Origin of the sequence: Amycolatopsis sp. NPDC058986 (assembly GCF_042741125.1) — a bacterium.
In the GTDB taxonomy this organism is placed as follows: domain Bacteria; phylum Actinomycetota; class Actinomycetes; order Mycobacteriales; family Pseudonocardiaceae; genus Amycolatopsis.
Genome location: NZ_JBHYJW010000091.1, coordinates 1 through 14,429, shown reverse-complemented (window position 1 = coordinate 14,429; position 14,429 = coordinate 1). Strand labels below are relative to the sequence as shown.

The following is a 14,429-nucleotide window of genomic DNA, read 5'->3' as shown; positions in this document are numbered from 1 at the left end:
GCGAGGTGGGCATCGTGTCAGACATCGTGAAAGGCCGTCCAGCGGACCGTCCCGCATTACACCGTTCGCTGTCGGTCTGGCAGGCTGTCGGGTTGTCGGTCGCCCTGATGGCGCCGAGCATGGCGGCCAACATCAACCCGCAGCAGACCGCGTCGGCCGCCGGACGCGCGGTACCGCTGGCGTTCCTGCTCTCCGGGGCGGGTGTTCTCCTTGTCGCCTATGGGTTCGTGCGGCTGTGCCAGTACTACCGGCACGCCGGTTCGGTGTACGCCTTCGTCGGCGCGACGCTCGGCCCGCGTGCCGGCGTGGTCTCCGGTATCGGACTGCTCGGCACGTACACGTTCTACGCCGTCGTGACGAGTTCGGCCGCGGGAACGCTCGGCACCGCCTTCCTTGCGCACGTGGGTGTTTGGCCGAATCCGCCGTCGTGGGGCCCGTTCGTGCTCACCGGTGTCGCGCTGGCCGGGGCGTGGCTGCTGGCCGTGGTACCCGCCCGGCGCGGCACCAGCACGCTGCTCGTCGTCGAGGGCGCGACGATCGCGGTGATCCTGCTGGTGACCGTGGTCATCGCGGTCCGGCTGATCGCGGGTTCCGCGCCGGGCGGCGGCCGGTTCACGCTCGACGTCTTCACCTACACCTCCGACACGGGACTGTCCGGGGTGTTCCTCGGCGCGGTGTTCGGGTTCCTGTCCTTCGCCGGTTTCGAGGCCGCCGCGACGCTGGGCGAAGAAACCCGTGACCCGCGTCGCGACATCCCGCGCGCGATTCTCGGCACCGCGATCTTCGGCGGCGCGTACTTCGTCGTGGTCACCGCGATCGAGATGATGGCGTTCGGCTCGGACACGGCCGCGTTCCATGATTCGTCCTCGTTGCTCGGCGATCTCGGCAGCCGGTTCGTCGGTTCGTGGGTGGGCGACGTCATCAGCGTCGGCGCCGCGGTCAGCGCGTTCGGCTGCTGCCTCGCGTGTGTGGTCGGTGGCTCGCGGCTGCTGTTCGCGCTCGGCAGGGACGTGCGCGAGGGCCAGGGGATCGGCCGGACGTCGGCGCGGGGGACACCGGCGGCCGCGGCGACGGTGGTCGCCGGGACGGCGGCGCTGATCATCGTCGCGTGCGCGGTGTTCTTCGGCGCCACCGCGGCCGACACGTTCGCCTGGGCGGGTTCGATCGGGACGCTGATCCTGTTGGTCATCTACCTGCTCACCACGGTCGGCGCGATCCTGCTTTTGTTCGTGCGCAGGCGGATGCCGGTGCCGAGGTGGCAGCTGGTGTTCCCGCTCGGCGCGCTCGCACTGCTCGGCTACACCGTCTACGTCACCGTGATCCCGTATCCGTCCGCCGGGCCGGCTCGCTGGTTCCCGGTCGTCGCGGCGGCGGTGCTGGCGGCCGCGGTGGTGATCGTGCTCGCCGCGCCCGGCTACGCCCGTAGGGTGGGAGAGAAACTGGCGGTGGCCGGAGGAGCGGAATGACGGAGCTACTTCCCTTCGTGGCGGAGCTGCCGCTGGTGGATCACCACTGCCACGGCGTGATCACCCGTGAGCCGGATCGCGACGCGTTCGAGCGGATGCTCACCGAGGCCGACACCGTGTCGCCGCTGGGCACGAGCCTGTTCGACTCGCTGATCGGGCTCGCCGTGCGGGAACGCTGCGCGCCGGTCCTCGGCCTGCCCCGGCACGCGCCCGCCGACGAGTACCTCGCGCGTCGCGCCGAACTGGGCGCGGCGGAGGTCAACCGGCGGTTCCTGCGGGGCACCGGCATCACCCGGTTCCTGCTCGACGGCGGTTTCCTGCCCGGATCGCTGACAACGACGGACGAGTTCGCCGCGCTGGCGGGCGCCCCGGCCGAGGACGTCGTCCGGCTGGAGCAGGTCGCCGAGGACGTCGTGCGCGCGGGCACCAGCGCCGCCGGGTTCGCCGCGGACTTCGGCGCCGAACTGGCGAAACGTACCGCGAACGCCGTCGGCGTCAAGTCGATCGCCGCGTACCGGGCCGGCTTGGAACTTTCCGGCGAGCGGCCGTCGCCCGGCGACGTCGTGGCGGCGGCCGGGCGCTGGCTCGCCCGTGTCGAGGCCGGGGAACCGGTCCGGCTCGCCGACGAGGTGCTGCACCGGTTCCTGATCTGGTCGGGTGTCGACGCGAGGCTGCCGGTGCAGTTCCACGTCGGCTACGGCGATTCCGATGTGGACCTGCACCGGTGCGACCCGCTGTTGCTGACCGGGCTGTTGCGTGCCACGCGGGCGGCCGGGGTGCCGATCCTGCTGCTGCACAACTATCCGTTCCACCGCAACGCCGCTTATCTCGCGCAGGTTTTCGAGCACGTGTTCGTCGACGCGGGACTGATCACGCACAACGCGGGGTTCCGCGCTCCCGCCGTGCTCGCGGAGATCCTGGAGCTGGTGCCGTTCGGCAAGCTGCTGTTCTCGACCGACGCGTTCGGGCTCGCCGAGCTGTACCATCTCGGCGCGGCACTGTTCCGGCAAGGACTTTCGGACTTCCTGCGCGGCGCGCTCGCCGCGGACGCACTGTCCGAAGTGGACGCCGTCCGGCTGGCGGCACTGGCCGGGCACGAGAACGCCGCGCGGGTGTACGGCTTGGAGGCGGCATGAGCGATGCTTGCGAGCGAATCATGGATACCATGCGCCAAAAGGAATTGAACACTGTCTCGCGAAGCGAGGCGACCGCATGAGCGAGTTGTGGGAGCGGTGGCGGCGGGCCATCGCCGACGAGCTTCCCGCGGCGATCGAGCTGCGGCACCGGGTCCATGCCGATCCGCGGGGTTCGGGCGACGAAGAGGACACCGCCCGCGTCGTCGCCGAAGCGCTGGGAGCCGGGGAAGGCATCCGGGTCGCGAAGACCGGGCGGGCGATCCCCTTGCCGGGCAAGGACGACGGCCCCGCGGTGGCGTTGCGCGCGGAACTCGACGCGCTGCCCGTGCTCGAACGCACCGGTGCCGGCTGGGCTTCGGACTCGGAACTGATGCACGCGTGCGGCCACGACGTCCACTTGGCGGCGCTGGTCGCGGTGTGCCGCGCGGCGGTGCGGATCGGCGTGCCGCGGCCGATCCTCGCGGTGCTGCAACCGCGTGAGGAGACCTCGCCGTCCGGGGCGCTGGACGTCGTCGAATCCGGCGTGCTCGCCGAGTACCGGGTCGACGCGGTGATCGGTGCCCATGTGCAGCCCCGTCTGGCGAACGGCGTGGTCTCGGCGGTGCCGGGGCCGGTCAACGCCTCCACCGACGAGTTCGAGGTCGTGCTGCACGGCCAGGGCGGGCACGCCGGGTACCCGCACCTGCTGCGCGACCCGATCCTCGCGCTGAGCCAGCTGGTGGTCAGCCTGCAGCAGCTCGCGAGCCGCCGGGTGGACCCGGTGTTCGGGGCGGTGTGCTCGATCGGCCGGATCCAGGCCGGGACCGCGGCGAACGTGGTGCCGAACCAGGCGAGCGCGTTCGGCTCGCTGCGGCTGATGCGGGCACAGGACCGGGAACGCGCGCTCGAAGGGCTCGGCGAGATCGTGCACGGGACCGCGCGGGCGCACGGCTGCACCGCGGAACTGCGCGTCAGCCCGTGTGAACCGGTGCTGCACAACGATCCTGCGCTGGCCGTCGGCGCCCAGCGGTGGCTGGTGCGCGGGCGGTCCGATGTGGACGTCGATTTCCGGTCCTTCGGCGCCGACGACTTCGCGCACTACTGCACCGACGGCGGCGACGAGGGCACCCGGGGCCTGATGATGTTCGTCGGCCTCGGCGACACCGCGGGCGCGCCGAGCCTGCACGACGAGCGGTTCCTGCCCGCCGACGAGGCCGTCGCGCAGGTCGCGAACGCGTTGGTCGCGGGGTACCTCGCCGCGCTGGGCCCCGCCGGGCCGTGACCGCGGGTCACGGATCGCTTCACCGGCGGTGAACACGCCGCGACCGTGGGCGGCTCCTGGACGGCCACCACCCGGAACGCGCTACGGTGACCTCGTGTATTCCGCCTCGGCTCTCGTGCTCGCCACCATCCCCAGCCCCGACCGCGGCGTCTGGCACCTGGGGCCCATCCCGATCCGCGCGTACGCGCTGTGCATCATCGCCGGCATCATCGTGGCGATCTGGTGGGGTGAGCGGCGCTGGGCCGCGCGCGGCGGCACGAAGGGCACGGTCGTCGACGTCGCCGTGTTCGCGGTGCCGTTCGGCCTGGTCGGCGGGCGGCTGTACCACGTCGTCACGGACAACCAGCTGTACTTCGGGCCGGGGAAGAACCCGCTCAACGCGCTGAAGATCTGGGACGGCGGCCTCGGCATCTGGGGCGCGGTCGCGCTCGGCGCGGTCGGCGCGCTGATCGCCTGCCGCCGCAAGGGGATCCCGCTGCCGGCGATGGCGGACGCGATCGCGCCGGGCATCGTCGCCGCGCAGGCGATCGGGCGGCTCGGGAACTACTTCAACCAGGAGCTGTACGGCGCGCACACGACGCTGCCGTGGGGCCTGGAGATCTACCAGCGCTTCAACCCCGAGAACCCCGACGACCTGCTCAACGGCGTCGCGGTGGGGCACATTCCGCTGCCGGACAGCCCCGTGCACCCGACGTTCCTCTACGAGCTGGTGTGGAACCTGGGTGTCGCGGCGCTGGTGGTCTGGGCCGACCGGCGGTTCAAGCTCGGCCACGGCCGCGCCTTCGCGCTGTACGTCGCCGGGTACACCGTCGGCCGCTGCTGGATCGAGCTGATGCGGACCGACAACGCCAACCACATCCTCGGCCTGCGGGTCAACGTGTGGACCTCGATCCTGGTGTTCGCCGGCGCGGTCGTGTACTTCGTCCTCGCCGCCAAACGCGGTCCGCGCGAGGCCCCGGAAGCCCTCGTCGGCAAGCAGCCCGGCGAGGTGCCCTTGCCCTCGCCCGAGCCGGGCACCGATGAGCGGGAACACGCGGAAGTGAGCGCCGACAACGGCGACTCCGCGTCGCCGGGCACACCTCCGGGCGTGTCTCCGGCCGGAGACGAGAAGAAACCCGACGCCCAGAGCTGACGGCCGATCGCCGGGCCCAGTTCCTGTCGGCCCCTGCCCGTAGGCTGTCGGGTAGGGGGCCTCAGGGCGGGCTGAATCTTCCGTTCATTCCTTCACAAGTCTACAAAGGACAGTGGCGGCCACGTCCTTTGCGAACCTCGACGCCCTGAAGGGGGCCTTCACAGCGCTCAGTGCTGTGAAGGCCCCCTTCAGGGCGCTCACCGCTGTGAAGGAGGCCTTCACGGACGCCGGACGCCGGACGCAGGACGCCCGCCGGGATCAGCCGCGCAGGTGATCGCCGCCGCTGAAGTAGTCGTCATCGTCGACCGGCGACGACTCGGTGCGCCGGGGTGAGCGGCGCGGCGCGTCCGGAGCGGGACGGCTCGGCGGCGCCGGACGGGACGGCGGAGGTGGCGGTGACGCGGCCTCGTCGTCGGCGAGCGGATCGGCGTAGTAGTCCTCATCCGCCACGGGCCGCGGCCGTGCGGGCGGTGCGGGTGGCGCCGAAGCCGGCGGAGGTGGCGGCTCCCGGTGCGTGTCGGCGGGAGCGGGCGGCGCCGGGGGAGCGGCCTGCGACGGGGTCGTGAGCGGGCCGGAGAGCGGGTCGCCGGACGAGCCGCCGCTGCGGGCCTCGATCACTTCGTCCAGCGTGGCGCCCTCCTCGAACGCCTTGAACGTCTCGCGCGCGCCGCCGAGTTTCGCTTCGGCCAGCTTGCGGACGTCCGGATCGGTGAACGCGCGCCCCTCGGCGACGTCCTTCCAGGACAGTTCGCCCGCGTCCACCTTGCGTTTGATGAGCCGCAGTTCGGCGGGCGCGTCGGGCTTCGACGCGGCCGCCTTCAGCGCCGCCTCCTTCTCCGGGGACGAGCTGAGATCGGCGGGCGGGATCTGGATCTTGTCGATCTCCGCGAGCCGCTCCCGGGATTTCGCCAGCGAACGGTCCAAATTGGACTCCGCCTCGCGGATCTCCTTCGTCTTCCACGAATCTTCCGGTGCCACGCCGGACGGTGAACTCATCGCTTTCTCCTACTTGCGCTTGGGTCGCGGCCCCGGTTTCGACGGCGGCTTGCGGCACGTATGCGGGACACCCGGTCGCAGTTGTGCGCCGCACCGGGAGCACCGGTCCTTGCGACGGCAATCCGGGCAGACGTGGGAGGAACCCCAGTCGCCTTCCTTACCGCACTTGGAGCACCTGCTGCTGGGCCGCTGCCGTTGCCGGTCACACCTGGGGCATTTGCCGTGCTCGTCGAGCGGGCCGTCGCACCGCTTGCACTTGTGGTCGTCCGGCCGTTGCCGTCGCCGGTCGCACTGCGGGCACTTGCCGTTGCCGTCGAGCGGGCCACCGCACCTTTTGCACTTCTCCTCGGCCCGCGGCGGCTTCTCGTCCGAACCGGACGGTGTCGTCGGCTCCTCACGGCGTTCCGGAGGCGAGTCGTCACCGCCACGGGGCTGTGGTGGTGGCTCGTCCCCGCCACCGTCACCGGACGGTGTGGTGTCACCGGGTTTGTCGCCGCCGCCGGTGATGATGTCCTTGATCTGCTTCAGCTGGGAGCCGAGGTTCTGGATCGACTCCCACAGCTGCTGGACCCGGCTGATGATGTCCTTGATCATCTCGATCACGTCGAGGATCAGGCTCAGCAGCTGGAACGCCCGCCAGATCGTGGTCGTCTCGGCGATCCAGCCCGCGATCGGGACGCATGCCTTGGCGGCGATCTCGATGAGCGTGTCGATGAGCTTCGCCAGCAGGTCCAAGGCCTTCGCCGCGAGCTTGCGCGAGCCGTCGGCCAGTGCGTCGAAGCCCTTCCCGATGGCCTGGGCGATCCCGGCCTCGGCCATCAGCGCGACGCGCCAGCCGACGTTCACATAGGCCTGATGGGCCGTCGAGGACGGGCCTTCCCAGTGCTCGCCGACGATCTCGGCGTTGCGCACCATCGTCTCGGAGAACTGCTTCATGGCGTCCGAGATGGTCCGCCACGCCTCGGCGTCCGCGGCGATCTTGGTGAAGTCGCCGGTGATCGGCTTGATCACGAGGTCGATCAGGCTGTGCCCGGCGATCTTCTGGAACACCCAGTCGACCGCCTGGACCTTGATGTCGGCGTCGGCCAGCAGCGCCTTGATGTCCCCGGACGCGTCGGTGGCGGGCGGCTCCAGCAGGGCGATGACGTCGCTGCCGTCGTCGAGGCCGTAGGCGCCTTGCCCGCCCGAGGGCGTCGTCGGCGCGTCGGAGGAATCCCCGCCCGGTGCCGAAGGCGAATCGTCCTTCGGGTCGTCCTTGGGGTCCTCGTCGCGCTTTTTCTTGTCTTCCTTGCCCTTCTTGTCCTCGTCCTCGTGCCCCCGCTTGCGGTCCGGCTTCTCCTCGTCGTGGCCGGGACGCTGCTGCCGGTGCTCCGGATCCTGGTGCGGCTGCCCGGGCTTCGGATGTCCCGGCGCGGGATGCTGACCCGGCTTCCCGTGCCCGGGCGTGCTGTGTCCCGGGCCTCCATGGTGCTTGGCCATGGACCCCCTCCTCGAATGTGCTTAGTAGACCGGTTCGTGTGAGCGGCGGGACGGGCCGTCCTCCGGCGCGGCGGAGATCTGCTTGTCCAGCTCCCGCAGGAGGGCTTCGAGGCGTTTCACGACGCTGTCCTCGTGCTCCTGGTAGCGCTTCGCGGCCTCCGTGATGCCCGCGGCCATGGACGCCAGCCGCTCGTGCCCGAACTTGAGCGTCTCGTCGTAGAGCGAGCCCACCAGGTCGACCACCGGCTGCAGCACCATGAACAGCCCGGTGAAGCCGGATTTGTCGCACGCCGTGGTGTGCATGAACTCGCTGATGCTGGTGATGACGGAGTGCAGCGCCTCGAGGTTCTCGGCGTAGGCGCGCAACACCTCCGGGTCGATGCGGACGGGCTTGCCGCCCCCGCCGCGCCCACCACCCCTGGTCGGTCTGCTGGTCATGAAAGATCCCCTCGTATCTTCCGCTTGCCCGAACGCATGGGCTAACCGGTCCGGGAACACTATGGCATCAGCCGGTCACCGCTCGTGGGCGGTTCGGGGAAATCGCTGATCGTGACGGTGGGGAAGCGCGGAGTACGGACGCTGTTCCGAACGGGCGGGCGCGGCGGGGGCACAGTAAACTCCGCGTGGATCCGCGAGACATATACTTAGCGGAACCAACTACCGTGACGCCATCAGGAACTATGTCGTTCCACGCAGCCGGATCGTTACCGTTCATCGCCGTTCGGGGCGCTCCGAACGGATGCCGGCATGTTTCCTAGGTGTTAAAGTCGCGTCAACGAGCGGGCCATCGTCGTCCCGTGCGCACCATTCGGCCGGTTTTCCGGCCATCGCACGACGACGAAGGAGGTCCTTCATGATCTTCTCCGCCATTCCCGGCAAGCAGGGTCTTTACGATCCGGAGACCGAGCAGGACTCCTGTGGTGTGGCCATGGTGGCCGACATCCGCGGGCGCCGTTCGCACGGCATCGTCACCGACGGTCTCTCCGCGCTGACCAACCTCGACCACCGCGGTGCCGCGGGTGCCGAGCCCACCAGTGGCGACGGCGCGGGCATCCTGCTGCAGCTGCCCGACGAGCTGCTGCGGGCCGAGGCGGGCTTCGCACTGCCGGAACCGGACGGAACAGGGCAGCACCGCTACGCGGCGGGAATCGCTTTCCTGCCCGCGGACGCCGACCAGCGCCGCAAGGCCGTGGCGCTGGTGGAACGGGTAGCCGCCGAAGAGGGGCTGGACGTGCTCGGCTGGCGCGAGGTGCCGGTCGACCCCGACAGGGCCGAGCTCGGGCCGACGGCCCGTTCGGTGATGCCGCACTTCGCGATGCTGTTCGTCGCGGACCACGGCGGCGCCACGGCAGGGCTCGAACTCGACCGCCTGGCCTTCTGCCTGCGCAAGCGCGTCGAGCACGAGAGCCAGAACGCCGACTGCGGCACGTACTTCCCGTCGCTGTCCTCGCGCACCATCGTCTACAAAGGCATGGTCACCCCGGAGCAGCTGCCCGCGTTCTTCGCCGACCTCACCGACGAGCGGCTGGCGAGCGCGATCGCGCTGGTGCACTCGCGGTTCTCCACCAACACCTTCCCGTCGTGGCCGCTGGCGCACCCGTTCCGGTTCGTCGCGCACAACGGCGAGATCAACACCATCCGCGGCAACCGCAACCGCATGCGGGCCCGTGAGGCGCTGCTCGAATCGGACCTGATCCCCGGCGACCTGACCCGGCTGTTCCCGATCTGCTCGGCCGACGCCTCGGACTCCGCGTCGTTCGACGAGGTCCTGGAACTGCTGCACCTCGGCGGCCGGACGCTGCCGCACGCGGTGCTGATGATGATCCCGGAGGCGTGGGAGAACCACGCCACCATGGACGACGAACGCCGCGCGTTCTACAAGTTCCACGCGAGCCTGATGGAGCCGTGGGACGGCCCCGCCTGCGTCACCTTCACCGACGGCAGCCTGGTCGGCGCGGTGCTGGACCGCAACGGCCTTCGCCCGGCGCGCTGGTGGCACACCGCCGACGACCGTGTCGTGCTGGCCAGCGAGGCGGGCGTGCTCGACGTCGCGCCCGCGGACGTCGTCGCGAAGGGACGGCTCAAGCCGGGCCGGATGTTCCTGGTGGACACCGTCGCCGGCCGGATCGTGGACGACGACGAGATCAAGTCGGCGCTGGCCCGCGAACTCCCGTACGACAGCTGGCTGCACGCCGGCCTGCTCAAGATCGCCGAGCTGCCCGACCGCGACCACGTCGTGCAGAGCCATGATTCCGTGCTGCGGCGCCAGCTTTCCTTCGGCTACACCGAAGAGGAACTGAAGATCCTGCTCGCCCCGATGGCCGCCAAGGGCGCCGAGCCGATCGGGTCGATGGGGTCGGACACCCCGCCCGCGGTGCTGTCGAAGCGTTCGCGGCTGCTCTACGACTACTTCAAGCAGAACTTCGCGCAGGTCACCAACCCGCCGCTGGACGCGATCCGTGAGGAACTGGTCACCTGCATGGCCCGGATCATGGGCCCGGAGCGGAACCTGCTCACGCCGGGACCGGCGTCGTGCAGGCACATCAAGCTGCCGTACCCGGTGATCGACAACGACGAGCTGGCGAAGCTCATCCACATCAACGACGACGGGGACCTCCCCGGCTTCGCCTGCAGTGTCCTTTCCGGACTGTACGAAGTGGACGGTGGCGCGGAAGCGCTTGCCGACGCGATCGAGCGTGTCCGGCGCGAGGCGTCCGAGGCCATCGCGGCCGGGGCACGCACGCTGGTGCTGTCCGACCGCGACTCGGACCACCGGATGGCGCCGATCCCGTCGCTGCTGCTGGTCTCCGCGGTGCACCACCATCTGGTGCGCACCAAGGAAAGGCTGCGCGTCGCGCTGGTCGTCGAGACGGGCGACGCGCGCGAGGTGCACCACATCGCGCTCCTGCTCGGCTACGGCGCCGCCGCGGTCAACCCGTACCTGGCCTTCGAGACGATCGAGGACATGATCAACCAGGGTGCGGTGACGGGCATCGAGCCCGGCAAGGCGGTCCGGAACTACGTGCAGGCGCTCGTCAAGGGTGTCCTCAAGATCATGTCCAAGATGGGCATCTCCACCGTCGGCGCCTACACCGCCGCGCAGGTCTTCGAATCCCTTGGGCTGCACCAGGATCTGCTCGACGAGTACTTCACCGGGACGTCCTCGAAGCTCGGCGGCGTCGGCCTCGGCGTGCTCGCCGAGGAGGTCGCGGTCCGGCATCGCCGCGCCTACCCGGAAAACCCGACCGACCGTGTCCACCGTGGACTCGACACCGGCGGCGAGTACGCTTACCGCCGCGAGGGCGAGCTGCACCTGTTCACCCCGGAGACGGTGTTCCTGCTCCAGCACGCGTCCAAGACCGGCCGCGAAGAGGTGTACCGCAAGTACTCCGACGAGGTGCACCGGCTCTACCGCGAGGGCGGCGCGCTGCGCGGGCTGTTCTCCTTCCGTACCGGTGAACGCACCCCGGTACCGATCGAGGAGGTCGAATCGGCCGAGTCGATCCTCCTGCGGTTCAACACCGGCGCGATGTCGTACGGCTCGATCTCGGCAGAATCGCACGAGACGCTCGCCATCGCGATGAACCAGATCGGCGGCCGCTCCAACACCGGCGAGGGCGGCGAGGACCCGGAACGGCTCTACGACCCGCGCCGCCGCAGCGCCATCAAGCAGGTCGCGAGTGGACGGTTCGGGGTCACCAGCGAGTACCTCGTCAACGCCGACGACATCCAGATCAAGATGGCGCAGGGCGCGAAGCCCGGCGAGGGCGGCCAGCTGCCGCCGAACAAGGTGTATCCGTGGATCGCGCGGACCCGGCACTCCACGCCGGGCGTCGGGTTGATCTCGCCGCCGCCGCACCACGACATCTACTCCATCGAGGATCTGGCCCAGCTGATCCACGACCTCAAGAACGCCAACGAGCAGGCCCGCATTCACGTGAAGCTGGTGTCCTCGCTCGGGGTCGGCACGGTCGCGGCGGGGGTGTCCAAGGCGCACGCCGACGTCGTGCTCATTTCGGGCCACGACGGCGGCACCGGCGCCTCGCCGATGAACTCGCTCAAGCACGCCGGGACGCCGTGGGAGATCGGGCTCGCCGAAACGCAGCAGACGTTGCTGCTCAACGGTTTGCGCGACCGGATCACGGTGCAGGTGGACGGCGCGATGAAGACCGGGCGCGACGTCGTCATCGCGGCGCTGCTCGGCGCCGAGGAGTACGGCTTCGCGACGGCCCCGCTCGTCGTCGCGGGCTGCGTCATGATGCGGGTGTGCCATTTGGACACCTGCCCGGTCGGGATCGCCACCCAGAGCCCCGAGCTGCGTAAGCGCTACACCGGCCAGGCCGAGCACGTGGTGAACTTCTTCCGGTTCGTCGCCGAAGAGGTACGGGAAACCCTTGCGGCACTGGGCTTCCGCACCCTCGACGAGGCGATCGGGCACGCCGAGATGCTGGACACCGACGCCGCCGTCGAGCACTGGAAGGCCTCGGGCCTCGACCTCGCGCCGATCTTCGAGATGCCGTCGGAAACCCCTTACGGCGGCGCGAAGCGGCGCACCAGGGGACAGGACCACGGCCTGGAACACGCGCTGGACCGCACGCTCATCCAGCTCGCCGAGGCGGCACTGGAGGACGCGCACCCGGTACGGCTGGAGCTGCCGGTGCGCAACGTGAACCGGACCGTCGGCACGCTGCTCGGCTCGGAGATCACCCGCCGCTACGGCGGCGAGGGCCTGCCCGAGGACACGATCCACGTCCTGCTCACCGGTTCGGCAGGGCAGTCGCTCGGCGCGTTCCTGCCGCGTGGCATCACCCTCGACATGGTCGGCGATGCGAACGACTACGTCGGAAAGGGACTTTCCGGTGGGCGGATCGTCGTCCGGCCCGATCCGTCGGCCACGTTCGCGGCCGAGCGGCAGACCATCGCGGGCAACACCCTGGCCTACGGCGCCACCAGCGGCGAGATGTTCCTGCGTGGTCAGGTCGGCGAACGCTTCTGCGTGCGCAACTCGGGCGCGCTGGTCGTCGCCGAGGGCGTCGGCGATCACGCCTTCGAGTACATGACCGGTGGTCAGGCCGTGGTGCTCGGGCCGACGGGACGCAACCTCGCGGCCGGGATGTCCGGCGGGGTCGCGTACGTGCTCGACATCGACCGGGGCAAGGTCAACCAGGACATGGTGGATCTGCTCAAACCGGGCGCGGACGACCTCGCCTGGCTCAAGAAGACCGTGCAGAAACACTACGATCTCACCCGTTCCGCGGTGGCGGCGTCGCTGCTCGGTGACTGGCCGCGGCGGTCGGCGGCGTTCACCAAGGTGATGCCGCGGGACTACCAGCGGGTGATGGATGCGGCGAAGGCAGCGAAGGCTTCGGGTCGCAATGTGGATGAGGCGATCATGGAGGCGGCTCGTGGCTGACCCTAATGGCTTTCTGAAGTACCGCAGGGAAGAGCCCGCGAAGAAGTCCAAAGAGGACCGTCTCGCGTCGTGGGGCGAGGTGTATGCGGAACTCGACTCCGGCGAACGCAATGAGCAGGTCAAGACACAGGCTTCGCGGTGTATGGACTGCGGTATCCCGTTCTGTCATTCGGGCGGTTCCGGCTGCCCGCTCGGCAACCTGATCCCGGAGTGGAACGATCTGGTCCGCCGCGGCGACTGGTCCGCCGCGAGCGATCGGCTGCACGCCACCAACAACTTCCCCGAGTTCACCGGGAAGCTGTGCCCGGCGCCGTGCGAGGCGGGCTGCGTGCTGTCGATCTCGCCGCTTTCGGGCGGGCCGGTGGCGATCAAGCGCGTCGAGGCCACGATCGCCGACCAGTCCTGGGAAGCCGGGTACGTGCAGCCGCAGGTGTCCGAAGTGGCCAGTGGGCAGCGCGTGGCCGTGGTCGGTTCCGGGCCCGCCGGGCTCGCCGCCGCCCAGCAGCTGACCCGTGCCGGCCACGAGGTCACCGTGTTCGAGCGGGACGACCGGCTCGGCGGGCTGCTGCGGTACGGCATCCCCGAGTTCAAGATGGAGAAGAAGGTCCTCGACCGGCGGCTGGCGCAGCTGAAGAAGGAGGGCACCAAGTTCGTCACCGGCTGCGAGGTCGGCGTCGATCTGACGGTGGAGGAACTGCGCGCGCAGTACGACGCCGTGGTGCTCGCCGTCGGCGCCCTGCGCGGCCGGGACGACCGGACGACGCCCGGCCGTGAGCTGTCCGGGATCCACCTGGCGATGGAACACCTGGTGCCCGCCAACCGGTACGTCGAGGGCGACGGGCCGTCGCCGATCGACGCCGAGGGCAAGCACGTCGTGATCATCGGCGGTGGCGACACCGGCGCCGACTCCTACGGCACCGCGACGCGGCAGGGCGCGCTTTCGGTGACCCAGCTGGACCAGTACCCGATGCCACCGTCCACAAGGGACGATGACCGTTCGCCATGGCCGACCTGGCCGTACATCCTTCGCACCTACCCCGCGCACGAGGAGGCGGGCGAGCGGAAGTTCGCCGTGGCGGTCAAGCGGTTCGTCGGCGACGACGAGGGCCGCGTGAAGGCCATCGAACTGCAGCACGTCCGGGTGCACAAGGACCGCGAGACCGGGCGCCGCGAGGTCGTCCCGGTCGGCGACGAGGTCGAGGTGCTGCCCGCCGACCTCGTGCTGCTGGCGATCGGGTTCGAGGGTGTCGAGGAAATGCCGCTGCTCGGCGGGCTCGGCCTCGACCTCTCCCGGCGCGGGACGCTGTCCTGCGGTGCCGACTGGCAGACGTCGGCGCCGGGCGTGTTCGTCTGCGGCGACGCGCACCGCGGCGCGTCGCTGGTGGTGTGGGCGATCGCGGAGGGCCGCTCGGTGGCCCACGCCGTCGACGCCTACCTGACCGGCGCGTCGGACCTGCCCGCCCCGGTGCACCCGACCGCCCTGCCGCTGGCCGTCGTGTGACGTGAGCTGAAGGGGACTTTCCTCGCATGCGATGCGAGGAAAGTC

9 protein-coding genes are annotated in these 14,429 nt (G+C 70.2%); 6 read left to right on the top strand and 3 right to left on the bottom strand.

Annotated features, from left to right (window positions below; genetic code table 11):
- The first annotated feature begins 14 nt into the window (after window positions 1-14).
- The 4 genes from ACFW0G_RS42505 (at window position 15) to lgt (ending at window position 4,995) form a co-directional block, all read left to right on the top strand.
- Window positions 15-1,466, top strand: a complete 1,452-nt coding sequence (locus ACFW0G_RS42505) for an APC family permease (RefSeq protein WP_378331235.1) — start codon at window positions 15-17, stop codon at window positions 1,464-1,466.
- Window positions 1,463-2,602: an amidohydrolase family protein gene (locus ACFW0G_RS42500; protein WP_378331234.1), complete on the top strand. Its 1,140-nt coding sequence runs from the start codon at window positions 1,463-1,465 to the stop codon at window positions 2,600-2,602. The genes ACFW0G_RS42505 and ACFW0G_RS42500 overlap by 4 nt, the downstream gene beginning before the upstream one ends.
- A gap of 76 nt (window positions 2,603-2,678) precedes the next feature.
- The gene (locus tag ACFW0G_RS42495) at window positions 2,679-3,863 is read left to right on the top strand and encodes a M20 family metallopeptidase (protein WP_378331233.1); all 1,185 of its coding nucleotides are present in this window, start codon (window positions 2,679-2,681) and stop codon (window positions 3,861-3,863) included.
- A 28-nt stretch (window positions 3,864-3,891) separates the two neighbouring features.
- Complete coding sequence (gene lgt / locus ACFW0G_RS42490; protein ID WP_378331232.1) at window positions 3,892-4,995, top strand: prolipoprotein diacylglyceryl transferase; 1,104 nt, start codon at window positions 3,892-3,894, stop codon at window positions 4,993-4,995.
- 258 nt (window positions 4,996-5,253) lie between these two features.
- On the opposite strand, the gene ACFW0G_RS42485 is transcribed toward lgt, so the two are convergent.
- From ACFW0G_RS42485 to ACFW0G_RS42475, 3 genes are read right to left on the bottom strand one after another with little or no spacing between them, the layout of a single operon-like run.
- Window positions 5,254-5,991, bottom strand: a complete 738-nt coding sequence (locus ACFW0G_RS42485; protein ID WP_378331231.1) for a hypothetical protein — start codon at window positions 5,989-5,991, stop codon at window positions 5,254-5,256.
- A gap of 9 nt (window positions 5,992-6,000) precedes the next feature.
- Window positions 6,001-7,470 carry a hypothetical protein gene (locus ACFW0G_RS42480; RefSeq protein WP_378331230.1) on the bottom strand — a complete coding sequence of 490 codons (1,470 nt, stop codon included), beginning with the start codon at window positions 7,468-7,470 and terminating at the stop codon, window positions 6,001-6,003.
- 21 nt (window positions 7,471-7,491) lie between these two features.
- Complete coding sequence (locus ACFW0G_RS42475) at window positions 7,492-7,908, bottom strand: hypothetical protein (protein ID WP_378331229.1); 417 nt, start codon at window positions 7,906-7,908, stop codon at window positions 7,492-7,494.
- Between the two features lie 415 nt (window positions 7,909-8,323).
- Between ACFW0G_RS42475 and gltB the strand changes: the two genes are divergently transcribed.
- Both gltB and ACFW0G_RS42465 read left to right on the top strand, forming a co-directional pair.
- Window positions 8,324-12,883, top strand: coding sequence for a glutamate synthase large subunit (gene gltB, locus ACFW0G_RS42470; protein WP_378331228.1), 4,560 nt, complete (start codon window positions 8,324-8,326; stop codon window positions 12,881-12,883).
- Window positions 12,876-14,384, top strand: coding sequence for a glutamate synthase subunit beta (locus ACFW0G_RS42465; protein ID WP_378331227.1), 1,509 nt, complete (start codon window positions 12,876-12,878; stop codon window positions 14,382-14,384). Before gltB ends, ACFW0G_RS42465 begins: the two co-directional genes overlap by 8 nt.
- Window positions 14,385-14,429 lie beyond the last annotated feature (45 nt).